The organism is Pseudomonas sp. LD120, from assembly GCF_009861525.1.
Classification (GTDB): Bacteria; Pseudomonadota; Gammaproteobacteria; order Pseudomonadales; family Pseudomonadaceae; genus Aquipseudomonas.
Window position 1 is genome coordinate 794,117 of the sequence record NZ_WVHL01000005.1, and the last position, 23,069, is coordinate 817,185.

Here is a 23,069-nt window from a genome sequence, read left to right on the forward strand (position 1 = left end):
GGCGGTTGTCTGGCACGACGGCGCCTGTGCGGGCGCCGTTTTTTGTCTCAGCCTTGGCGCCTGGTCTTTTCGGGGACAATCTTGCGCAGCATCTGTCGGGCCTTGCCGGTCAGGCGTATAAGTTTCGAGTCTTTCTCCGGCTCGTTCAGGCCCCGTTGTTTGAGCCAGTCCTTCCAGCGAATCCGTTCATCACTGACGACCCAGCCGTCCTGCTGGGCGAAGCTTTCTGCCAGATACAAGCCGCGAGTACTGGCCGGGTGCAACTGATCTTTCTTCAAGGTGTACAACTCGGCACAGGGTTGGCCATTATCCAGCGGCATCAGGTATAGGTCCGGACGCTTGCGGTCCAGGCGCGCCACCAATTGGTCCCCTTCCAATCGCTCATCGACATGGAACAGGCTCAGGGATTTGGCTTCCTTGGGCACATCCAGGCGCAGGTCATAGATCAGTTGCAGCGAAGCGGTGGGCAGGTGCACATAGGCCCTTGGGCGTTCCAGTAATTGCAGGTTGGCGCAACGTACCGGGCGCGCCGCGCCGGACAGTGGGGTCAGGCGAAAGGGCAGGGCCTCGCGGTAATGCAGGGCTCCAGCATAGGGCGCGGGCAGCCAGGTGTCGTTGAAGCGCCCGCCGAGCCAGCCTTCCGGGGTTTCCAGCAGGCACTCTTCAGCGATTTCCTGGATGGCGGTGTGCAGTGGCAGGTTCAGTTCATGGGCAGGCACATAGCCGGAGATCAGCTTGAGCACCACGTCGCCGCGATCCTGGCGTCGTTGGCGCACCAAAACCCAATAGTCGCGGTTCTGCCAGTGCAGAGTCAGGCGCACCGAGACCCCGAGGTTGGCCAGCTCCAGGGCGAAGCGTTCGTTGTCGGCTACCGTCACCGGGCGTCGACGCTGCAGGGTTTGAGCGAAATTCAGCGGCATCCCCACGCTTTGGTAGCAGAGGCCCTCGGGGGTCGCTTCGACGAACAGGGGCAGGGTCTTGAAATTACTGGGGTTCTTTCTAATGAGCGGTCGCGACATATCGGCTCCTTCTTGCGTCGGGGTCGGCCGCGTCGGCGGCATCAGTTCTTGCCCAGGACCTGCGCCACGGTCTTCACGTTATGGGCCAGGTGCAGCGGATTGATGGTCCCGACAATAGCACTGGCGACGCCGGGACGGTCAAACAGCAATTCGAAGCTGGCGCGCACAGGATCGGTGCCCGGACTCAGGCATACATGGCCACTGGCCAGGGCCTTTTTGACCAGAATGCCTTTGTGATGGGCGGCAGCATAGTCAATGACCGCCTGCTCCGCCTGTTCGTTCAGATTGTAGGTGACCATCGCGCAATCGCCCTGTTCCAGAGCCTTCAAGCCGCCATCGACGGTCTTGCCGGAGAACCCGAAACCACGGATTTTGCCTTCTTGCTTGAGCTGCGCCAGGGTCTGGTAGACCTCGCTCTGGTTGAGGATGGCCAAGTCGTTGCCGTCGGAATGCACCAGCACCAAGTCGATGAAGTCGGTTTCCAGGCGTCGCAAGCTGCGCTCCACGGACAGCCGGGTATGGGCGGCGCTGAAGTCGTGGCGCGAGACGCCATCGGTAAACTCTTCGCCCACTTTGCTGACGATCACCCACTCATGACGCTGGCCGCGTAGCAAGGGGCCGAGGCGTTCTTCACTGCGACCGTAAGCGGGAGCGGTGTCGATCAGGTTGATGCCCAGGTCGCGGGTCAACGTGAGCAGCCTGTGCGCTTGGCCATCGTCCGGAATCTGGAAGCCGCTAGGGTATTTCACCCCTTGATCGCGGCCCAGTTTGACTGTGCCCAGGCCCAGGGGCGAAACCATCAGGCCGGTGCTGCCGATGGGGCGATGCAGGTTGTGCAGGGTCGGCTGGCTCATGGCAGCAGTTGCTCCCAGGCCGGTTGTGCCAGGGGCGGTTTGGGCAGTTCGGGCAGTGTTTCACCTTGGCCAGGGCGAATGCCGTCACGTTCCAGTGCGACCAGAACCCGATCGGCGAAGTCCGGTGCCAGGGCCAGTTTGGTGGGCCACCCCACCAACAGACGATCCTGCTCGGCAAGAAAGGCGTTGTCCGGGCGTGTCAGCCCGGATTGCGCCGGCTCGGCCCGGTCCACCCGTAAGGTGGCCCATTGCGCCTGGCTGAGGTCGACCCAGGGCAGCAATTGCTGAAGTTCCTTCTGGGCGGCGGCAATCTGCGCCGCAGGCTCTCGAGCCACGCCCTCGGCTTCGGCGATATCGCCGCCCAAGTACCAGACCCACTGACCATCGGCGGCCGGATGGGTGGTGACAGTGATTCGCGGTTTGGAGCCGCCGCCCAGGCAATGGGCGTAAAGCGGTTTCAAGCTGGGGCCCTTGACCAGCACCATGTGCAGCGGCCGCCGTTGCATGGCTGGCTGGCTCAGGCCGATGGCCTGCAGCAGATCGGCGTTGCCGGCGCCAGCGCTGAGGACGATGCGTTGTGCGCGGATCTCCCGCTCATCGACCCGCAGGCCCACCAGTTGATCGTTATCCACCAGCGGTTCGATCTTCTGTCCGGCCAGCAAGCCGTCGCCTGCCAGTTCGGCCAGACGCTGGATCAGGCTCGGCACATCCACCACCAGTTCGGCCAGGCGGTAGACCTTGCCCTTGAAGCGCTTGTCTTGCAGGGCCGGGGGCAGTTGCTCGCCCTTGACCTGATCGACCCGGCCACGCACCGCCTTGCTGGCGAAGAAGCTGGTGAGGTTGCCGGCCAGAGTGCCGGGGGACCAGAGATAGTGGGCTTCAGACAGTAGGCGCACGCTGGACAAGTCCAGCTCGCCGGTGCCGGCCAAGGCTTCGCGCCAGCGCCGGGGCATGTCGGCGATGGCTTCCGAGGCACCGGTGAGAGCGCCGTGCAGGGCGTATTTGGCGCCGCCGTGGATGATCCCCTGGGACTTCACGCTCTGTCCGCCACCGAGACTGGCGCTTTCCACCAGTACAGTGGAATAGCCCTGGCGCCGCAGGCGGGCGTTGAGCCAGAGACCGGCGACGCCTGCGCCGACAATCAGCACATCGGTGGAAATAGCGGATGGCATGCAGCGACCTCGGTAAACAAAACGAAGCCGCAAGTTTCCTGCCTCAAGCTTCAAGCTGCAAGCATGGCGCGTACTCTTGCCGCTTGAAGCTTGTCGCTTGGGACTGCTTTTTAATGCCCGACGGTTTTCGAGAACAGTTGGATCACCACCACGCCGGTGACGATCAGCGCCATCCCCAGCATGGCCGGGATATCCAGCTTCTGACCGTAGAGAAACAGCGCGGCAATGCTGACCATGACGATGCCCATGCCGGCCCATACCGCATAGGCCACGCCTACCGGAACGGTGCGCACCACCAGGGTCAGCATCCAGAAGGCCACGCCGTAGCCGACGATGATCAGCGCCAGGGGCAGCGGTGTGCTCAGGCCCTTGACCGCTTTCATTGAAACAGTGGCAATCACTTCCGCGCAGATGGCGATGGCCAGGTAGTAGTAAGCGTTCATGGGAGGTTCCTCGTGTCTGGGGCTGCTTTTCTGAGGTCGGCATTCTAGGGGTTGTGCAGATGCGGTAAAGTCATTACCTATCTGATATGGAGATAGGTTTCTGATGGACATGCAGTGGAATCTGGAGCAGTTGCGGCTATTTGTCGGTGTTGCCGAGCTGCGTTCGTTTTCGGCGGTGGCTCGCCAGCAACGCAAGGCACAATCGGCCATCAGCAGTGCGATTGCCCTGCTTGAGGATGATCTGGGGGTCAGTCTGTTCGAGCGTAGCAGCGGTCGTCAGCCCAAGCTCACCGACGCCGGGAGTGCCTTGTTGCAGGAGGCGCGGGAAATTCTGCGCCAGTGCGATCGCCTCAATGGCCGGGCCCTGGCCTTGATGCGAGGGCAGGAAGCGCGCTTGCGCCTGGCCCAGGACGAGGCGATGCCCTATCAGCCGGTGCTCGACAGTCTGGAAGCCCTGGCCGAACGCTTTCCCAGCCTGGAGGTGCAACTGGCCAGTGGCGCCCAGGGCGATGTGGCGCGCAAGTTGGTGGAGCGCCGGGCCGACCTGGGGCTGCTGTTCCACCATGAGCAGATGCCAGAAACCCTGGAACGCCAGGCCCTGGGCAGCGTTGAAATGGTCACCGTGTGTGCCGTGGGGCATCCGCTGGCCCATGAAAAACGGGTTAACCGCCAACTGCTGGCCCGGCACCGGCAGTTGTTGATTGCTCCCCAGCTCAGCGGTTACCCCGGCGGCGAGCAGGTCAGTCCACAGGTCTGGCGGGCTGACAGCTTTTACGTCATGGCCGAGTGGCTGATGCGAGGGTTGGGCTGGGCCTGGCTGCCGCGGCATGTGGTGCAGTACCCGGCCTACCAGCATCAGATGGTCGAACTGGTCAGCGAGTGGACTCCGCCGGCGCTGGTGGTGGAGTTGGCCTGGCGCCGCGACGAACCTCTGGGGCCTGCGGCGTGCTGGCTGGCGGAACGTTTTGCCGTGCATCTGAAGGCGATCGGCTAAAAAACCGATAAACTCCGCCGCCATGAATAGAACTCTGTACACCGCACTGTTTTACCTGGGGCTGCCATTGGTGGCGATTCGGCTGTGGCTGCGCTCGCGTAAAGCACCGGCTTATGCCAAGCGCATTGGCGAGCGGTTCTCTCTCGGTTTACCGAGCATGCACCGTGGCGGCATTTGGGTGCACGCGGTGTCGGTGGGCGAGAGCATTGCCGCGGCACCGATGATCCGCGCGCTGCTCGCCCGTTATCCGCAACTGCCGATGACCGTGACCTGCATGACCCCCACCGGCTCTGAACGCATTCAGGCGCTGTTCGCCGATGAGTCGCGCATCCAGCATTGCTACCTGCCTTACGATCTGCCATGCGCCGCCGCGCGGTTTCTCGATCGAGTGCAGCCCAAGCTGGCGGTGATCATGGAAACCGAACTGTGGCCCAACCACATCGACCAGTGCGCTCGGCGCGGGATTCCGGTAGCCCTGGCCAATGCTCGGTTGTCCGAGCGTTCGGCCAAGGGGTACGGGCGCTTTGCCGGCCTGACCGCGCCGATGTTGGCGCAGATGAGCTTGTTCGCCGTGCAGACCGAAGCCGAAGCCGAGCGCTTCCGTCAGTTGGGCGCCCGTCCTGAAACCGTGGAGGTGACGGGCTCGATCAAGTTCGATCTAAGCATCGATCCGCAATTGCTTCAGCGGGCTACCGAGTTAAGACAGCAATGGCAGGCCATGGAGCGTCCGGTCTGGATCGCTGCCAGTACCCACGAAGGTGAAGATGCCGTGGTGTTGGAGGCTCATCGGCAATTGCTGACCAGTTACCCTAATGCCTTGTTGATTCTGGTGCCGCGGCATCCGGAGCGATTCAACGCGGTGTTCGAGCTGTGCCAACAACAGGGCTTCGCGACCGTTCGCCGCTCCGCTGGAGAGCCGGTGACGGCCTCTGCGTCGGTGTTGCTAGGGGACACCATGGGCGAGTTGCTGTTCCTCTATGCCCTGGCCGACAGCGCCTTTGTCGGCGGTAGTCTGGTGGCCAATGGCGGCCACAACCTGCTGGAACCTGCCGCTTTGGCCAAGCCGGTGATCAGCGGGCCGCACCTGTTCAACTTTTTGGAAATCGCCGCGATGCTGCGCGAGGCCGGGGCCCTGCAGGAGGTGGATGACGCCGAGGGGCTGGCGGTGGCGGTGCAGCGCCTGTTCGAGTTGCCCCGGGATGCGCAGAAGATGGCCGAGGCCGGGCTCAAGGTGCTCAAGGCCAATCAGGGCGCCTTGCAGCGGCTGCTGGATGGTCTTGATCGCCTCTTGAACAGGCCTTGATCGTCTTTCTGTAGCACCTTGCGCAGGCTGCGCAGCGGCCGCAAAGGGCTCCTGCCACAGCCGTCTCACCATGAAAAAGGCCACCCGCAAAGGTGGCCTTTTTCATGGCTTCAGGGACGAGCCTTGAGCTGCTCCTGCGCGGCCTTGGCCAGGTCCGGCGGCAGAAAGTCGCGGTCCGGGTTGTAGTCGGCCTTGAGGTAGCGCGACAGATCCTGCAGGTCGCCAGGGTTGAGGGTGCCGGCGGCCTGTTTCAGGCGCAGGTTATCGAGGATGTAGTCGTAGCGGCTGTTGTTGTAGTTGCGCACCGAGGTGTACAGCTGACGTTGGGCATCGAGCACGTCGACGATATTGCGCGTGCCCACCTGATAGCCGATTTCCGTGGCTTCCACTGCGCTTTGGTTGGAGATGATCGACTGGCGTCGGGCTTGGACCTGTTCGACATCGGTGTTCACCGCACGATGCAGGTTGCGGGTGTTCTCCACCACCTGGCGCCGCAGGGATTCGCGCTGTTGCTCGGTCTGGCTCAGGCGCGAATAGGATTCGCGGACCTGGGAACTGGTCAGGCCGCCGCTGTAGATCGGGATGCTCAGTTGCAGGCCGATGGAGCGCTGCTCGACATCGCTGCCATAGCGCGTCAACGGGTTGGGGTTGCTGAAGCCCAAGGCGTCGTTGTCACCTTTCTTGTATTGCGCCACGGCGTCCAGGGTTGGTGCATGCCCGGCCTTGCGCTGCTTGAGGGTTTCTTCGGCGGCGCTGACCGCGTAGTTGCTGGCTAGCAGGTTGAGGTTCTGTTTGGCCGCGGTGTCAACCCAGGCCTTGGCGTCGTTGGGGGTCGGTGCCAGTACCGGCAAGGTGTGGACGATGCCCTGGATCGAGTTGTACTCGCGGTTGGTCAGGGTGATCAGCGCTTCGAAAGCGTCATCCACCTGGCGTTGGGCGAGAATCCGGTTGGCCCGGGCGGTGTCGTAGCTGGCCTGGGATTGCAGCACGTCGGTCTTGTCCGACAGGCCCACGTCGAAGCGCTCGTTGGACTGATCCAGTTGACGCTTGAAGGCGGCCTCCTCGGCTTTGGTCGAGGCCAGGTTGTCCTGGGCACGCAGTACCGCGAAGTAGTTCTCCGCGCTTTGCAGGATCAGGTTCTGCTCGGTGGCTGAAAGTTGCAGCGAAGCCTGCTCGTTGATGTCCTTGGCGGCCTGCAGTTGGAACCAGCGATCGGCACGGAACAGCGGCTGGGCCAGGGTGGCCTGGTAGACGTTGCCGCTGCGGTTGGAGGTCATCGAAGGTTCATCGAACCGGGTGCGAGTGTTGCTTATGTTCGCCCCTGCTGAAAGGTTCGGCAGCAGGCCGGCGCGGGCCTGGGGCACCACTTCTTTCTGGGCGCCGTATTGGGCGCGTGCCGCCGCCAGATCAGCGTTGTTGTCCAGCGCTTCCTGGTAGACGCTGATCAGGTCGGTCTTGGTTGCCAAGGGGGCTTCTGCTGCCCAAGCCAATCCATTGGATGCACAAGACACGGCAACCACCAGTGAGAGTTTGCGCAGCATTCGGCGATCCCTAGAGTTGATATTACGGAGATAATCCAGGCGCCAAGGCTAAGGCGCGGTCCATAGAGCGTCAAGGTTCGACACAGGGCAAGGAGTGTAGAGCCGCTGGCGGGTCGCAACAATCCGCTAATTACGCCATTCATCCTGCTTATTGCACGGGTGTTGGCGTTCTGTCCCGGCTTTGTCTAGACTGGCCCGGTTCTTGTCGGGGTGCCTTGCTATGAGGCTGAGATCGGATAATCCGGATCCCGTTGAACCTGATCAGGTTAGCGCCTGCGTAGGGAACAAGATTTCTCGTCACCCGGCGAGTCCTCTTGTGCTTAGTCCGGGATGTTGTTCGACAATCGAACACCCCTCGAGTATCAAGCACTGCACTCACTAGTTACTTAGACAGGGTGCGTCCGTCCGTTACAGGTTCGCTCCGACAACAATCCACTGCCTGGATGCTGTCTGGAGAGCCCGTGATGACCACAACACTAAAAAACGCTAGCCACCTCAGTGAGTCGGCCCAAGTCGACCAACAATCGGTTCAGCCCTTTACCCGCTCGCAAAAAATCTATGTTCAGGGTTCACGCCCGGACATCCGCGTGCCCATGCGCGAAATCACCCTGGATGTGACCCCCACCGATTTCGGTGGCGAGATCAACGCCCCGGTGACTGTGTACGACACCTCCGGCCCCTACACCGACCCGAACGTGGTGATCGATGTGCGTAAGGGCTTGGGCGATGTGCGTTCGGCCTGGATCGAAGACCGTGGCGATACTGAACGCCTGGCGGGGCTGAGCTCCAACTTCGGTCAGCAGCGTCTGGCCGATCCCGAGCTCACCAAGCTGCGTTTCGCCCACGTCAACAACCCGCGCCGGGCCAAGGCCGGGGCCAACGTCAGCCAGATGCACTACGCCCGCAAAGGCATCATCACCGCCGAGATGGAATACGTCGCCATCCGCGAAAACATGAAGCTGCAGGAAGCGCGCGCTGCCGGCTTGCTGGACCCGCAACACGCCGGTCACAGCTTCGGCGCCAGCATTCCGAAAGAGATCACCCCCGAGTTTGTTCGCGAGGAAATCGCCCGCGGTCGTGCGATCATTCCGGCCAACATCAACCACGTCGAGCTGGAGCCGATGATCATCGGCCGCAACTTCCTGGTGAAGATCAACGGCAACATCGGCAACAGCGCCTTGGGTTCTTCCATTGAAGAAGAAGTGGCGAAACTGACCTGGGGTATTCGCTGGGGCTCGGACACGGTGATGGACCTGTCCACCGGCAAGCACATCCATGAAACCCGCGAGTGGATCATTCGCAACTCGCCGGTACCGATCGGCACCGTGCCGATCTACCAGGCGCTGGAAAAGGTCAACGGCGTGGCCGAGGACCTGACCTGGGAGCTGTTCCGCGACACCCTGATCGAGCAGGCCGAGCAAGGCGTGGACTACTTCACCATCCACGCCGGAGTGCTGCTGCGCTATGTGCCGCTGACCGCCAAGCGGGTGACAGGCATCGTGTCCCGGGGCGGATCGATCATGGCCAAGTGGTGCCTGGCGCACCATAAAGAGAACTTCCTCTACACCCACTTCGACGAAATCTGCGAAATCATGAAGGCCTACGACGTCAGCTTCTCCCTGGGAGATGGCCTGCGTCCGGGGTCGATTGCCGACGCCAACGACGAAGCCCAGTTCGGTGAGCTGGAAACCCTCGGCGAGCTGACCAAGATCGCCTGGAAGCACGACGTGCAATGCATGATCGAAGGCCCGGGCCACGTGCCGATGCAGTTGATCAAGGAGAACATGGACAAGCAGCTGGAGTGCTGCGACGAGGCGCCGTTCTACACCCTCGGTCCGCTGACCACCGACATCGCTCCCGGTTACGACCACATCACTTCCGGTATCGGCGCGGCGATGATCGGCTGGTTCGGTTGCGCCATGCTCTGCTACGTCACGCCCAAGGAGCACCTGGGCCTGCCGAACAAGGATGACGTGAAGACCGGGATCATCACCTACAAGATCGCCGCCCACGCCGCCGACCTGGCCAAGGGACATCCTGGCGCGCAGATTCGCGACAATGCCCTGTCCAAGGCGCGTTTCGAGTTCCGCTGGGAAGACCAGTTCAACCTGGGCCTGGACCCGGACACCGCCCGTTCGTACCACGACGAAACCCTGCCCAAGGACTCGGCCAAAGTGGCGCATTTCTGCTCCATGTGCGGACCGAAGTTCTGCTCGATGAAAATCACTCAGGAAGTTCGCGAATACGCGGCCAACCAGCGCATTGAAGCCGTGGATGTGGACGTCGCCAAGGGCCTGGCGGAGCAAGCCGAGCGCTTCAAGCAGGAAGGCAGCCAGCTGTACAAGAAAGTCTGACCCCGCTCCACTCCTTGTAGGAGCGGGCTTGCCCGCGAACCAGGCGCCGCGCGTTCAACGAGGTGGCGCTTTGGCCAGCAAGCCGGCTTCTACAGACCTTATTCCTTCGAGATATCAGCCTTGAGCAGTCCAAGTACCTATTCCCCCAATCTTGCGGTGTCCGCCGACAAGCGTGTGTTTGGCGCTCGGGATCTGTTTGCCCTGTGGTTTTCCCTCGGCATCGGTTTGATGGTGCTGCAGACCGGTGCGCTGTTAGCGCCGGGCCTGGGGCTGTCTCATGCGTTGCTGGCCATCTTTCTTGGCACCGCTGTGGGCGTTCTGCTGCTGGCGGCGGTGGGGGTGATCGGCAACGACACCGGCCTGTCGTCCATGGCCGCGCTCAAGCTCAGCCTGGGTCGCCGCGGCGCTAGTCTGCCGGCGTTGCTCAACCTGCTGCAGTTGGTGGGCTGGGGTTCGTTTGAAATCATCGTCATGCGCGATGCCGCCAGTCTCCTGGGCACCCGGGCCTTCAGTGAAGGCAGCCTGCTGGCCAACCCGCTGCTCTGGAGCCTGATTTTCGGCGCCCTGGCGACCTTGCTGGCGGTCAGTGGCCCCTTGACCTTTGTCCGCCGGATCCTGCGCAAGTGGGGCATCTGGCTATTGCTCGTAGCGTGTCTGTGGCTGACCTGGAACCTGTTCGCCCGGGCCGACCTGGCGGCACTCTGGGCTCAAGCCGGGGATGGCTCGATGCCGTTTGCTGTGGGCTTTGACATCGCCATTGCCATGCCCCTGTCCTGGTTGCCGTTGATTGCTGACTACTCGCGTTTCGGCAAGCGCGCCAAGAGCGTGTTCGGCGGTACCGCCCTGGGCTTTTTCATCGGTAACGTCTGGCTGATGAGCCTGGGGGTGGCCTACACCCTGGCGTTCGCGCCCAGCGGTGAAGTGAATGCCTTGCTGTTGGCGCTGGCGGGCGCTGGGCTTGGAATACCGCTGCTGCTGATCCTGTTGGATGAGTCGGAGAATGCCTTTGCCGATATTCATTCGGCCGCGGTCTCAACGGGCATCCTGCTGCGCCTCAAGATCGAGCACCTGGCCTTGGCCATCGGCCTGCTCTGCACCCTGATTGCCTGCCTGGCACCGTTGGCCCAGTACCAGAATTTCCTGCTGTTGATCGGTTCGGTATTTGCGCCGTTGTTTGGCGTGGTGCTGGTGGATCACTTCATCCTGCGTCGCCGTAGCGGGCAGGTTCCGGAGTCAGCCTTACGCTGGACGGCGTTGCTGGCCTGGTTGGGTGGGGTGAGCACCTATCACTTGCTGGCCAATCTGTATCCGGACGTCGGGGCAACCCTGCCGTCATTGGCATTGGCAGGGTTGCTGCAATGGCTGTTGGGCCGGGCGATCAGTGATCGCCAGGAAACAGCTCGGGCTTGAGCACGCCCTTGAGGCGGTCGTAGGGAATCTGCAACTCGATGTGGCCCAGTACCGAGGGCGCGATGGTGGTGACGTCGTACTTGAGGGTCACGGCGTTCTGGGTCAGTGCCACATTCGGGGTTTTCTGGAACGGCCAGGTCTTCACGAATTCAGCTTCACGATCCAGGTGGGTGTTGATCAGCCAGTTGTTGTGCGCTACTCGCGCCGCTTTCCAGAACGTTTCCTCCTGGCCGGGCAGCAGCATGTCCGTCAGATTCAGCGCCTTGTGCTGTTGGCGCGAGTAGTTGACGAAGCCTCGGCCCGGGGTGCCGTTGGCGCCGCCGGTGTCCAGGTAGCTGGCCAGTTCGATGATCACCAGGCCGTCATGTTGCTCGCGTACCTTGGATTGCAGGTACATGCCATGGCGGTCGGGCGCGCTTTGCAGGAACTGCTCGCGGTAAGCCGAAAGGCTGGCCGGCAACACCGCGTCGGGGCGGGTGCGGGTCATTTGCAGCAGGCGTTTTTCGACGATGGCATCCAGTTGCGGCTCGGCGGGAAAGTGCACGGTGTCGAGGTTGACCAGCGGACAGTCGTTGCCGCTGCAGCCGCTCTTGAGTTGTTCCGACTTCTCGCGCTTGATTTCCAGCGGGGTTGTGTAGCTTGGCTGAAACAGGCTTTGGCAGGCGCCCAGGGTCAGGGCGATACAGGCCACGGAGGCGATTTTGGCAAGCGACATGGGCGTCCTTCATAAACCAGGGGGGAGGCAAAAGTTACCGGCTTCGACTGTCTGCGAGGCAGTCGGTTCGCCACTAAGCTCAATAGAGGCAATTAGAGTTGGTTTAGCCCCTCGCCGTCTATCCCGCGGAAGGCGAGGGGGCTGCATCGGCAGCCACGAGCGCGTTAGGATGGCGCGAAGTCGAGGGGGATCCTCGGATCGAACATGTTGTACACGAGGATTGCTATGACTGACTTTGCCAGCGCCACGCCGAGTGCCATTGAGATCATCCGGCGCGAACACTGTTTCCAGGGTTTTTATCGACTCGATCGCCTGCAACTGCGCCACGAGCTGTTCGCCGGCGGCATGGGACGTGAGATCAATCGTGAAGTGGTGGTCCGTCACGATGCGGTGTGCGTCCTGCCGTACGATCCGCAGCGCGATGAAGTGGTGCTGATCGAACAGTTTCGCGTCGGCGCCATGGGCAAGAGCGCCACGCCCTGGCTGGTGGAACTGGTGGCCGGCCTGATCGACAAGGACGAGCAGCCGGAAGAGGTGGCGCGTCGTGAGGCCCAGGAGGAAGCTGGCCTGGATATCTCGGCGCTGTGGCCGATGATCGAGTATTTTCCGTCGCCAGGGGGCAGCACCGAATTCGTTCATCTGTTCCTGGGGCGATGCGACAGCAGTGCCGCCGGTGGGTTGCACGGGCTGGAGGAAGAGGCGGAAGACATCCGGGTTTCGGTGATGGCCTATGAAGATGCGCTGCAGGCCATGCGCGATGGGCGGATCTGCAATGCCGCCAGCATCATTGCCTTGCAGTGGCTGGCGCTCAATCGCGCCGAAGTGAGGGGGTTATGGTCGTAAACAAGGCACGCGACCGCTATCGGGTGGACCTGGCGGGGCTGCAAGCTTCCTGCGAGGCCAACTACGCCCGACTGATGCGCCTGCTGCCCGACATGCGCAACCAGCCTGTGGCTCGGCGCATCGCAGTGACCCAGGGTGATCAGATGTTGGGCGTGCTGGCGCTGGAAGTGATGCAGGTGTGTCCCTACACCACCACCTTGCAGGTGCGCCAGGAACACAGCCTGCCCTGGCTGCCGGTGCCGCAACTGGAAGTGCAGGTCTATCACGATGCGCGCATGGCAGAAGTCATCAGCGCCGAGCATGCCCGGCGTTTTCGCGGCATCTATCCTTATCCCAATGCTTTTATGTATCAGCCGGATGAAAAAGCTCAGTTGAATGTGTTTCTCGGGGAGTGGCTGAGCCATTGCCTGGCATGTGGTCACGAGTTCGAAGCCGTGCGCTAGGTTCTATAGATAAACCGCCTGATCAGTGCTCGGCGAGCGTTGGTGCGCAATCAGGTTGTGAACTGGGTCCGTTTCATAGGTTTCCTCTTTTCCGCGTCCCCCAGCATAATTGTCACCTTCATCCTGCCTTGTGACTTTGCTTCGGGAGAACACCGTGCCAAGCGTATCCGCACTGACTGCCGACGATGCCGTGTTGCTGGTGCAATTGTCTGATAGTCATCTTTTTGCCGAGATGGACCGTTCGTTGCTGGGCATGAACACCGCCGACAGCCTGCAACGGGTGATTGATCTGGTGCTGGCGCAGCAACCCAGGATCGATCTGATGCTGGCCACCGGCGATCTGTCCCAGGACGGCAGCCTGGAGTCTTATCAGCGCTTTGGCCAACTGACCCGACAGATTCCCGCCCCCAGTCGCTGGTTGCCGGGCAATCATGATGAGCCGCAGATCATGCAGCAGGCGGCGCAGGGCAGCGATGCGCTGGAGCCGGTGGTGGATATCGGTAACTGGCGCATCACCTTGCTGGACTCGGCGGTGCCCGGCTCGGTGCCCGGGTATTTGCAGGACGACCAGTTGCAACTGCTGGCCCGTTCCCTGGGCGAGGCTCCTGAGCGCCACCATCTGATCTGCCTGCACCATCACCCGGTGTCCATCGACTGTGCGTGGATGGAGCCCATCGGCTTGCGTAATGCGCCGGCGCTGTTTGCCGTGATTGAGCGCTTTCCTCAGGTTCGCGCGCTGCTCTGGGGGCATGTGCATCAAGAAATTGATCGACTGCACGGTGATGTGCGGCTATTGGCCTCACCGTCCACCTGCATCCAGTTCGAGCCCGGCAGCGATGATTTCAAGGTCCATGAGCTGGCGCCGGGTTACCGCTGGCTGCGACTTCTGCCGGACGGGCGGCTGGAAACCGGCGTGCAACGGGTCGAAGGCTACGCATTTACCATCGATTACGGCAGTAACGGTTACTGAGGCGGCTTCGTTAGCGGGCGCCATCCCTGTAAACTGCGGCTTTTGCCCAGATGCACAGGGAGTTCGCATGTCCGGTTCGATCCTCTATATCCACGGCTTCAACAGTGCTCCCGCGTCGACCAAGGCCTCCCAGTTGCGGCGTGTCATGGAGCAGTTGGGGCTGGCCGACCAATTGCGCGTACCGGCCCTGCATCACCATCCGCGCCAGGCCATTGGCCAGTTGGAACAGGCGATTGCCGAACTCGGGCGACCACTGCTGGTCGGCAGCTCGCTCGGCGGCTACTATGCGACTCACCTTGCCGAGCGCTATGGTCTGAACGCCCTGTTGATCAATCCTGCTGTCAGCCCGCACCGAATGTTCGACGGTTATCTGGGCACGCAGAAGAACCTGTATACCGATGAAACCTGGGAGCTGACCCATGACCATGTGGCAGCCCTGGCGGCGCTGGAAGTCGCGCCGCCCCAGGACCCGCAGCGTTATCAGGTCTGGTTGCAGACCGGGGATGAGACCCTGGACTATCGCAGCGCCCAGCTTTATTACCGAGCCTGCGCCTTGCGTATCCAGGCCGGCGGCGATCATAGTTTCCAAGGTTTTGCCGGACAATTGCCGGCGATGTTGAATTTTGCCGGCATCACTGCCGATCAGTACCAGGCGATCGATTTCACGGCATTGTGAAGCCTCGCCCCATATTCATTGAACGACTAACGACGAGAACCCATGGCCACTCCCAGCGCTAGCTCTTATAACGCAGACGCCATCGAAGTCCTCTCGGGACTCGACCCGGTGCGCAAACGCCCGGGCATGTACACCGACACCACGCGGCCCAACCACCTGGCCCAGGAAGTCATCGACAACAGTGTCGACGAAGCCCTGGCCGGCCATGCGAAGTCGATACAGGTCATCCTGCACGCCGATCACTCCCTGGAAGTTTCCGATGACGGCCGTGGCATGCCCGTGGACATTCACCCCGAAGAGGGCGTGTCGGGGATCGAACTGATCCTCACCAAGCTCCATGCCGGCGGCAAGTTCTCCAACAAGAACTACCAGTTCTCCGGCGGTCTGCACGGGGTGGGTATTTCCGTGGTCAACGCCCTGTCGAACCAGGTGCGGGTGCGGGTCAAGCGCGACGGCAACGAATACCAGATGACCTTCGCCGACGGCTACAAGGCCACCGAGCTGGAAGTGGTCGGCAGCGTCGGCAAGCGCAACACCGGCACCAGCGTGTACTTCGCGCCGGACCCGAAATACTTCGACTCGCCGAAATTCTCCATCAGCCGCCTCAAGCACGTGCTCAAGGCCAAAGCGGTACTGTGCCCGGGGCTGCTGGTGAGCTTCGAGGACAAATCCAGCGGCGAGAAGGTCGAGTGGCACTACGAAGATGGCCTGCGTTCCTACCTGGTGGATGCGGTCAGCGAATTCGAGCGCCTGCCTGACGAGCCGTTCTGCGGCAGTCTCGCGGGTAACAAGGAGGCGGTGGACTGGGCCTTGCTGTGGCTGCCCGAAGGTGGCGACAGCGTCCAGGAAAGCTACGTCAACCTGATCCCCACCGCCCAGGGCGGCACTCACGTCAACGGTTTGCGCCAGGGCCTGCTGGATGCAATGCGCGAGTTCTGCGAGTTCCGCAATCTGCTGCCCCGGGGCTTGAAGCTGGCGCCGGAAGACATCTGGGAGCGGATCGCTTTCGTGCTGTCGATGAAGATGCAGGATGCGCAGTTCTCCGGCCAGACCAAGGAGCGTCTATCCTCGCGCGAGGCGGCGGCTTTCGTGTCCGGGGTGGTCAAAGACGCTTTCAGCCTGTGGCTCAACGCCAACCCGGAGTTGGGCATGCAACTGGCGGAACTGGCCATCAGTAACGCCGGTCGCCGTTTGAAGGCCAGCAAAAAGGTTGAGCGCAAGCGCGTTACTCAAGGCCCGGCGCTACCAGGCAAGCTGGCGGACTGCGCAGGCCAGGACCCGATGCGTTCCGAGCTGTTCCTGGTAGAGGGCGACTCCGCCGGTGGTTCGGCCAAGCAGGCGCGGGACAAGGAGTTCCAAGCGATCCTGCCGCTGCGGGGCAAGATCCTCAATACCTGGGAAGTGGACGGCAGCGAAGTCCTGGCCAGTCAGGAAGTGCACAACATCGCCGTGGCCATCGGCGTCGATCCGGGTGCCGAGGACATGAGCCAGTTGCGTTACGGCAAAATCTGCATCCTCGCCGACGCCGACTCCGACGGCCTGCACATCGCCACCTTGCTGTGTGCCCTGTTCGTCCAGCATTTCCGTCCACTGGTGAATGCCGGCCACGTCTACGTGGCCATGCCGCCGCTGTACCGTATCGACCTGGGCAAGGAAATCTACTACGCCCTGGACGACGCCGAGCGCGACGGCATTCTCGACCGCCTGGTGGCCGAGAAGAAACGCGGTAAACCGCAGGTCACCCGATTCAAGGGGCTGGGTGAAATGAACCCGCCACAACTGCGTGAGACCACCATGGACCCCAACACTCGGCGTCTGGTGCAGTTGACCCTGGATGATGTTGAGGCAACAGCGGAAATCATGGACATGCTGTTGGCGAAAAAACGCGCCGGTGATCGTAAGTCCTGGCTGGAGTCCAAGGGCAACCTGGCTGAGGTGCTGGCCTGATGCACAAGGGCTTTGCCCTGGTCCTGGCGCTATTGGCAACCTCGGTGGTGGCTGCGCCTGCGCCCGAACTGACCTTGCTGTCCGAGCACCCTGTAGAAGGCATGCGCGGCGGCAATCTGTCCGGGCTGACGCGTTGTGGTCAGACGTTGTGGACGGTTTCGGATCGCGATGACGACCAGATCTACACGCTCAATACCCGCGACACCGTCTGGCAGGCCGAGGCGGTCAAGCTGGAGGTGCCACCGGTGCCCGACACGGGCTTGCCCTGGGGGTTGACGTCGCGAACCTGGGCGGCGTCTTTTGTGCGCGGTGGCGATCTGGATTTCGAAGGCATTTCCTGCGATGACGCCGGCAATAAATATGTGGTCAGCGAAGCTCATGCCACGGTGCTGCGGGTGCCTGCGCAAGGCGCGCCGGCCTGGTTGAAAATTTCCCCGATCATGGTTCGTGAAGCACGTGCCAGTGGCATGTTGCTGCATTTCAACGCCTTGTTCGAGGGCTTGGCGGTGAACCCCGCCGGGGATCGAATCTGGCTGGCGGCGGAGCGTGAGGGGCGTGGGCTGTTGATGATCAAGCGCGGGCAGACCATTTGGGACTGTGATGGCGCTTGCGTCTTGCTCAGCGAGGCCGGCTCGCAAATGCAGCCGGCGCAAATGCCCGATGCCAAGGCGGTATCCCGGGATTTCGCCGACCTGTCGTTGTTCGACGGCAAGCTATTCACCCTGGAGCGCAATGCCTACCAGATCTGCCGCCGGGATGCGCAGACCGCCAAGGTCGAGCGCTGCTGGTCATTTGCCGCTCAAGCCCTGGTGGAGCACCGGCGTTATCCACAGCCTTACGGCTTGACCGAAGCGCTGCTGGTGGACGCCCAGGGCGCTTGGATCGGCGTGGACAACAACAATGGCGCTCGCGCCGATGGCGAGGTCCGCCCCATCGTCTGGCGCTTTGCTGCCCCTGAGGGCGGCTGGAGCGCCCAGCCATGAGCCAGCAACCGGGCAAGAGTGCCGGGCGGGTGATGCTGATCATGGCCTGGGTCGCGGCGCTGTTTTTGGCCACGCGGTTCTTTGCCGATTGGGAGGCGCGTCAGGAGAACCCCAATACGCTTGTCAGTTCGCAACAACATGAGGGTTACATCGAAGTGAAGCTGGTCGGCAACGGCCAGGGGCATTTCGTCGCCAGCGGTTATATCAATGGGCTGGCGGTGCAATTGATGCTCGATACCGGCGCTACCGATGTCTCGATTCCTTCCGGGCTGGCCGACCGCCTGGGCCTGGAGCGCGGGGCGCCGGTCACGTTGAGTACCGCCAACGGGCGCAGCGAGGGGTATCGGACCCGAATCGAGCGTCTGCAACTGGGGGATATCGTTCTTCGGAACGTCAGGGCCCTGGTGGCCCCGGGACTCGACGATGACCAGGTTTTGCTGGGCATGAGCGCTTTGAAAAAACTTGAATTCACTCAGCGCGGCGGCACCTTGCTGCTGCGCCAGACTACGAACCAATGAGGCCCGCATGAGCGACTCCCTTGATCTCAGCCTGGATGGCGTAGAACGCCGGTCACTGGCTGACTTCACCGAAAGTGCCTACCTCAACTACTCCATGTACGTGATCATGGACCGTGCTCTGCCGCATATCGGCGACGGCCTGAAACCGGTACAGCGGCGTATCGTCTACGCCATGAGCGAGCTGGGGCTGGATGCCGATTCCAAGCACAAGAAGTCCGCGCGGACCGTGGGCGACGTGCTCGGCAAGTTCCACCCGCACGGCGATTCGGCCTGCTACGAAGCCATGGTGCTGATGGCTCAGCCGTTCAGCTACCGTTACACGCTGGTCGATGGCCAGGGCAACTGGGGGGCGCCGGACGATCCCAAGTCATTCGCGGCCATGCGTTATACCGAGGCGCGCCTGTCGCGTTACTCCGAAGTGCTGCTCAGCGAGCTGGGCCAGGGCACTGCGGATTGGGGGCCGAACTTCGACGGTACGCTGCAGGAGCCTTTGGTGCTGCCGGCGCGCTTGCCCAACATCCTGCTCAACGGCACTACCGGCATCGCCGTGGGCATGGCCACTGATGTGCCGCCCCACAACCTTCGGGAAGTGGCCACGGCCTGCGTGCGTTTGCTGGACGAGCCCAAGGCCACGGTGGAGCAGCTTTGTGAGCATATCCAGGGCCCGGACTATCCCACCGAAGCGGAGATCATCACCCCTCGTGCCGACCTGCTGAAGATCTATGAAACCGGCCGTGGCTCGGTGCGCATGCGCGCCGTGTATCGGGTGGAAGACGGCGACATCGTTGTCACCGCGCTGCCGCATCAGGTTTCCGGGGCCAAGGTGCTGGAGCAAATCGCCGCTCAGATGCAGGCCAAGAAGCTACCGATGGTCGCCGACCTGCGGGATGAGTCGGACCACGAGCACCCCTGCCGCATCGTGATCATCCCGCGTTCTAACCGGGTCGATCCTGATGAGTTGATGCAGCATCTGTTCGCCACCACTGAACTGGAATCGACCTACCGGGTCAACGTCAACATCATCGGCCTGGACGGCAAGCCGCAGTTGAAGAACCTGCGAGCGCTGCTGGTGGAGTGGCTGGAGTTCCGGGTCGCTATCGTGCGTCGTCGCCTGCAGTTCCGCTTGGACAAGGTCGAGCGTCGCCTGCACTTGTTGGATGGTTTGCTGATTGCCTACCTCAACCTGGATGAAGTCATTCACATCATCCGCACCGAGGAGCACCCGCGGGCCAGGCTGATCGAGCGTTTCGCCCTCAGCGACATCCAGGCCGACTATATCCTCGATACGCGTCTGCGGCAGTTGGCGCGATTGGAAGAAATGAAGCTGCGGGCCGAGCAGGATGAATTGCTCAAAGAGCAGGCCAAGCTGCAAGCATTGCTCAACAGCGAAGCCAAGCTGAAAAAGCTGGTGCGCACTGAATTGCTGCAAGACGCGCAAACCTACGGTGATGACCGTCGCTCACCGATCGTGGCCCGGGCTGAAGCCAAGGCGCTGTCGGAAAACGAACTGATGCCCACCGAGCCGGTAACCATCGTTCTGTCGGAAAAAGGCTGGGTCCGTTGTGCCAAGGGGCATGATATTGACGCCACGGGTTTGTCCTACAAGGCCGGTGACGGTTACAAGACCGCTGCTGCCGGGCGTTCCAACCAGTTCGCGGTGTTCATCGATTCCACCGGCCGCAGTTACTCGGTGGCGGCGCACACGCTGCCATCGGCCCGGGGCCAGGGTGAGCCATTGACTGGCCGTCTGACCCCGCCGCCGGGGGCGACGTTTGAATGCGTGTTGCTGCCGGATGACGATGCCTTGTATGTGATCGCTTCCGATGCCGGTTACGGCTTCGTGGTCAAGGGCGAGGACCTGCAAGCCAAGAACAAGGCGGGCAAGGCGCTATTGAGTCTGCCGAACAATGCCAAGGTGCTGGCGCCCCGTCCCGTGGCCGATCGCGAGCAGAACTGGCTGGCGTCGGTAACCACCGAAGGGCGATTGTTGGTGTTCAAGATCAGTGACTTGCCGCAGTTGGGCAAGGGCAAGGGCAACAAGATCATCGGCATTCCCGGTGAGCGAGTGGCCAGTCGCGAAGAGTACGTCACCGATATCGCGGTATTGCCTGAAGGCGCGACGCTGGTACTGCAGGCGGGTAAGCGCACGCTGTCGCTCAAGGCTGATGATCTTGAGCATTACAAGGGTGAGCGTGGGCGCCGTGGCAACAAACTGCCTCGCGGTTTCCAGCGGGTGGATGCCTTGTTGGTCGAACCTCTGGTTTGAGGGCAGGTTCGATCTGCGATTTAAGCGCGGGATCGACGCTAGAACGCTGGAGTCAGGGCGCATATTCACGGATGATATGCGCTTTCAAACGCAGGCGTAGCCGGGCGTTATTCAGGTTTTTGAGTATTTACACTGTGGCTAGCCTTGCGGCCGCCACTTGGATGGGATGATGACTGCTCTGCGCGCTCCTCTTGTTTTCTTGCTCGCTGGGGTACTGGGCCTGGCGGGTTGCAGCGTACACCAGCCGGTGTCGCTGTATCAGCTGGACAGCGGAAGTCCAGCTCAGCCGGCCAGTTCCGGTATGTCGGTATTGTTGGGGCCGGTGCTGATCGCCGACTACCTGCAACGTGAAACCCTTCTGCAACGTCAGGATGATGGCAGCCTGCAAGCGTCCACTGATGGGCGCTGGGCGGGCAGCCTGTCTTCGGATATCGATCAGTTGCTGCTGCGTCAGGTTGCCGGCCATCTGGACAGCCAGCGCGTGGTGCTGGCGCCTGCCACCAGTGGTTTCACTCCGGATGTACAGGTGCTGCTGTCCATCACCCGTCTGGACTCCGGCAAGTCGCAACCCGCGGTGCTGGATGCGCAGTGGCGTTTGATCGACCGTCGTGGCCAGGTGCGGGACAATCGTATCGTTCACCTGCAGGAGCAGCACGCCGGTACCACGGCGTCTCAGGTTCAGGCTCAGGGCGTGCTGCTGCAGCGTTTGGCCGAGCAATTGTCGATAGCTCTCAAGCCGCTGGCCAACCAGCCCGCGGTGGCTGAGGTGCCGCGTAAGGCACCATCGGCGCCAGTGAGCAAGCCTGCCGAGCAGGGAAAACAGCCGAAGATTCCAATGCCCACGCCGATCCGTACGGACATGGAAGTGTTCAGGTTCTAAAGTGACTGACTGCCGCGAGACAAGGCCCGCCTAACCGCGGGCCTTGGCATTTTTGAGCGATGATTACTGGCGCCGATACCGCTCTGGCAGATAGTAAGAGGCCCGCACATGGCGGGCCTCTTCGCAAATAGCCGGCTTTACAGCTTGGCCCGGGTCTCATGCATGCGCGCCAGTTGCCGCTCCAGCATCGACGGATAAGGCTCCATCAAGCGCTCGACACAGCAAGCGCCTTCCGGGCTGGCGATAGGGCGGATGCGCGCGCGCTGGCGAATCAGCGCATCGTCATTGATCTTGCGCTCGACCAGCAGCAGGTTGCGGCTGTGTTGGGACAGTGCCAGTGCATCCTGGGCGGTTTCGGTCAGCAGCAGGTCGATCTGACTCAGGCCGAACAATTCTTCACCCAGGGTCAGGCCCAGTTGCAGTTGCAGGGTGATGCCGCTGTCCGCCACTTCGATCTGCAGGGCATGGCCCAGGGCGCGCAGCAGCTCACCGCAGCAGATGGCGTTGGTCAGGTAATCATCGCCACTGTCATCACTGTGAAACAGCATCAGCGTGCTGCCGTCATTCAGTGTGTGCAGCTCGCTCTGGTACAACGAAGCCGCTTGGTCAAGGCAGTCGCGGTAGCGCTCCAGCAGCTCCAACAACCGTGTGCGTGGCAGGCGGCGCAGTTGTTCCTGGGCGCCCAATTGCACCGCCAGCACCGCGCTGTGCTGAGGTTGTGTCGGTACTTGAGGTCGCAGCTGAGGCTTGGGCGCCGGAGGCGATAGGTGGTCACGCAGGTCGGCGAACGGGTCGTCCTCGTCCACCTCGTCTTCCTCGGCGCTGATCAGGTGCCGTGGTGCTGGCTTCAGGCCGGCCACTGGAGCGCTTTCATCAAAGCTCGGGTCACGCAGGTTGCGCACCTCAAACGCCGGCTCGTCTGCTTCGGCGTCTTGCTCATCCTCTGCTTGGTACTCCGGTTCGGGTTCTGGCTTTTCCGGCACAAGGCGCGTGTGCAGCTGGCGCGCCAGATCACCGATTTCATCCTGGCGCTGAATGGCCGGGGTGTGCTCATCCAGATCGCGCAGCCAGACCCGCAGTTGCAGCAGCGGGGTGGAGATGTGGCGGCCCAGGCGCAGGCTCAGTGCCAATGCCAGGGCCAGCAGGATGGCGCTGAGAATGCCCATGCTCTGCAGGCTGATGGTCATCGGTTGCTGGAATTGCTCCATGTCCAGACTGATCCGCAGGGTGCCGGCGGTGACGTCCTGGAAGGTGATCTTGGTCTGGTAGACGCCTTCGGTTTCACCCAGCAAGCTGTTTTTGGGGCGCTGGCCGGCCTCGGCGAGGATGCGATTGTCGACGCTGTAGATCGCCGCATGGGCCACCAGCGGATTCTTGGTCAGGTTGTTGAGCAGTACGTTAAGGCTGAGGATGTCGTTGGACACCAGCAGTTCGGTGGCCGAGGTGGCGGTCTGGGTGGTCAGGCTCTGTCCCAGGGCGTCGGCTTGTTCGTGCATGGCTTGCTTGAACTGTAAACCCATCACCCCGGCATAGATCACCAGAGCCAGGGTGACGAGGATCACGTTATGACTGGCGATGCGCAGTGCAATCGGTACACGGCGATGGCGCAGTGCACGGAAGATCAGCAGGAAGAAGTTATCGGTTTTAACAGGCGTGGGCCGGTTCACTGAGCTCGGCTCTTTATGTCCGTGAAGTTGACGCGCAGTATAGCGACAGGCCCTAGACCGGCAAAGCGCTG

20 protein-coding genes and 1 riboswitch are annotated in these 23,069 nt (G+C 62.0%); of the genes, 13 read left to right on the forward strand and 7 right to left on the reverse strand.

Annotated features, from left to right (window positions below; all coding sequences use genetic code 11):
• Positions 1 to 47 precede the first annotated feature (47 nt).
• From PLD_RS17880 to PLD_RS17895, 4 genes are all read right to left on the reverse strand, one after another.
• Positions 48 to 1,019, reverse strand: coding sequence for a metal ABC transporter ATPase (locus PLD_RS17880; RefSeq protein ID WP_159895020.1), 972 nt, complete (start codon positions 1,017 to 1,019; stop codon positions 48 to 50).
• A gap of 41 nt (positions 1,020 to 1,060) precedes the next feature.
• A complete protein-coding gene (locus tag PLD_RS17885) occupies positions 1,061 to 1,873 on the reverse strand; it encodes an aldo/keto reductase (RefSeq protein ID WP_159895022.1) in 813 nt (270 codons plus the stop codon).
• Positions 1,870 to 3,045: an FAD-binding oxidoreductase gene (locus tag PLD_RS17890; RefSeq protein ID WP_159895024.1), complete on the reverse strand. Its 1,176-nt coding sequence runs from the start codon at positions 3,043 to 3,045 to the stop codon at positions 1,870 to 1,872. Before PLD_RS17890 ends, PLD_RS17885 begins: the two co-directional genes overlap by 4 nt.
• A gap of 110 nt (positions 3,046 to 3,155) precedes the next feature.
• Positions 3,156 to 3,488 carry a multidrug efflux SMR transporter gene (locus tag PLD_RS17895; protein ID WP_159895026.1) on the reverse strand — a complete coding sequence of 111 codons (333 nt, stop codon included), beginning with the start codon at positions 3,486 to 3,488 and terminating at the stop codon, positions 3,156 to 3,158.
• 109 nt (positions 3,489 to 3,597) lie between these two features.
• Between PLD_RS17895 and PLD_RS17900 the strand changes: the two genes are divergently transcribed.
• Together PLD_RS17900 and waaA are read left to right on the forward strand one after the other, a co-directional pair.
• Positions 3,598 to 4,482 (forward strand): LysR family transcriptional regulator, encoded by an 885-nt coding sequence (locus tag PLD_RS17900; RefSeq protein ID WP_178116230.1) that lies wholly within the window; start codon positions 3,598 to 3,600, stop codon positions 4,480 to 4,482.
• A 22-nt stretch (positions 4,483 to 4,504) separates the two neighbouring features.
• Positions 4,505 to 5,785, forward strand: a complete 1,281-nt coding sequence (waaA, locus tag PLD_RS17905; RefSeq protein WP_159895030.1) for a lipid IV(A) 3-deoxy-D-manno-octulosonic acid transferase — start codon at positions 4,505 to 4,507, stop codon at positions 5,783 to 5,785.
• Between the two features lie 110 nt (positions 5,786 to 5,895).
• On the opposite strand, the gene PLD_RS17910 is transcribed toward waaA, so the two are convergent.
• A complete protein-coding gene (locus PLD_RS17910; RefSeq protein WP_159895032.1) occupies positions 5,896 to 7,326 on the reverse strand; it encodes a TolC family outer membrane protein in 1,431 nt (476 codons plus the stop codon).
• A 196-nt stretch (positions 7,327 to 7,522) separates the two neighbouring features.
• Positions 7,523 to 7,627: riboswitch (TPP riboswitch) on the forward strand.
• A gap of 163 nt (positions 7,628 to 7,790) precedes the next feature.
• On the opposite strand from PLD_RS17910, the gene thiC reads away from it, so the two are divergent.
• On the forward strand, positions 7,791 to 9,680 hold the full coding sequence (gene thiC / locus PLD_RS17915; RefSeq protein WP_159895034.1) for a phosphomethylpyrimidine synthase ThiC: 1,890 nt from the start codon (positions 7,791 to 7,793) through the stop codon (positions 9,678 to 9,680).
• Positions 9,681 to 9,800: 120 nt separating this feature from the next.
• Complete coding sequence (gene cytX / locus PLD_RS17920) at positions 9,801 to 11,090, forward strand: putative hydroxymethylpyrimidine transporter CytX (RefSeq protein ID WP_159895036.1); 1,290 nt, start codon at positions 9,801 to 9,803, stop codon at positions 11,088 to 11,090.
• Here cytX and PLD_RS17925 read toward each other — a convergent pair.
• Complete coding sequence (locus PLD_RS17925) at positions 11,059 to 11,805, reverse strand: RsiV family protein (RefSeq protein WP_159895038.1); 747 nt, start codon at positions 11,803 to 11,805, stop codon at positions 11,059 to 11,061. The two genes, cytX and PLD_RS17925, sit on opposite strands and share 32 nt — an antisense overlap.
• 225 nt (positions 11,806 to 12,030) lie before the next feature.
• Here PLD_RS17925 and PLD_RS17930 point away from each other — a divergent pair, with 225 nt between their 5' ends.
• From PLD_RS17930 to PLD_RS17970, 9 genes are all read left to right on the forward strand, one after another.
• Positions 12,031 to 12,648: an NUDIX domain-containing protein gene (locus PLD_RS17930; protein WP_159895040.1), complete on the forward strand. Its 618-nt coding sequence runs from the start codon at positions 12,031 to 12,033 to the stop codon at positions 12,646 to 12,648.
• Complete coding sequence (locus PLD_RS17935; protein ID WP_159895042.1) at positions 12,639 to 13,091, forward strand: DUF1249 domain-containing protein; 453 nt, start codon at positions 12,639 to 12,641, stop codon at positions 13,089 to 13,091. Before PLD_RS17930 ends, PLD_RS17935 begins: the two co-directional genes overlap by 10 nt.
• Positions 13,092 to 13,245: 154 nt before the next feature.
• On the forward strand, positions 13,246 to 14,061 hold the full coding sequence (gene cpdA / locus PLD_RS17940; protein WP_159895044.1) for a 3',5'-cyclic-AMP phosphodiesterase: 816 nt from the start codon (positions 13,246 to 13,248) through the stop codon (positions 14,059 to 14,061).
• Positions 14,062 to 14,128: 67 nt separating this feature from the next.
• The gene (locus PLD_RS17945; protein ID WP_159895046.1) at positions 14,129 to 14,737 is read left to right on the forward strand and encodes a YqiA/YcfP family alpha/beta fold hydrolase; all 609 of its coding nucleotides are present in this window, start codon (positions 14,129 to 14,131) and stop codon (positions 14,735 to 14,737) included.
• A gap of 42 nt (positions 14,738 to 14,779) precedes the next feature.
• Entirely contained in the window at positions 14,780 to 16,684 is a 1,905-nt protein-coding gene (gene parE / locus PLD_RS17950) for a DNA topoisomerase IV subunit B (RefSeq protein WP_159895048.1), read from the forward strand.
• A complete protein-coding gene (locus tag PLD_RS17955; protein ID WP_159895051.1) occupies positions 16,684 to 17,667 on the forward strand; it encodes an esterase-like activity of phytase family protein in 984 nt (327 codons plus the stop codon). The genes parE and PLD_RS17955 overlap by 1 nt, the downstream gene beginning before the upstream one ends.
• Positions 17,664 to 18,185, forward strand: coding sequence for a TIGR02281 family clan AA aspartic protease (locus tag PLD_RS17960; protein WP_159895053.1), 522 nt, complete (start codon positions 17,664 to 17,666; stop codon positions 18,183 to 18,185). Before PLD_RS17955 ends, PLD_RS17960 begins: the two co-directional genes overlap by 4 nt.
• 7 nt (positions 18,186 to 18,192) lie before the next feature.
• Positions 18,193 to 20,451 carry a DNA topoisomerase IV subunit A gene (parC, locus tag PLD_RS17965; RefSeq protein ID WP_159895055.1) on the forward strand — a complete coding sequence of 753 codons (2,259 nt, stop codon included), beginning with the start codon at positions 18,193 to 18,195 and terminating at the stop codon, positions 20,449 to 20,451.
• Positions 20,452 to 20,620: 169 nt separating this feature from the next.
• Complete coding sequence (locus PLD_RS17970; protein WP_159895057.1) at positions 20,621 to 21,331, forward strand: membrane integrity-associated transporter subunit PqiC; 711 nt, start codon at positions 20,621 to 20,623, stop codon at positions 21,329 to 21,331.
• A 137-nt stretch (positions 21,332 to 21,468) separates the two neighbouring features.
• Here the strand turns inward: PLD_RS17970 and PLD_RS17975 are convergent, their stop codons facing one another.
• Positions 21,469 to 22,998, reverse strand: coding sequence for an AhpA/YtjB family protein (locus PLD_RS17975; protein ID WP_159895059.1), 1,530 nt, complete (start codon positions 22,996 to 22,998; stop codon positions 21,469 to 21,471).
• Positions 22,999 to 23,069: the final 71 nt, after the last annotated feature.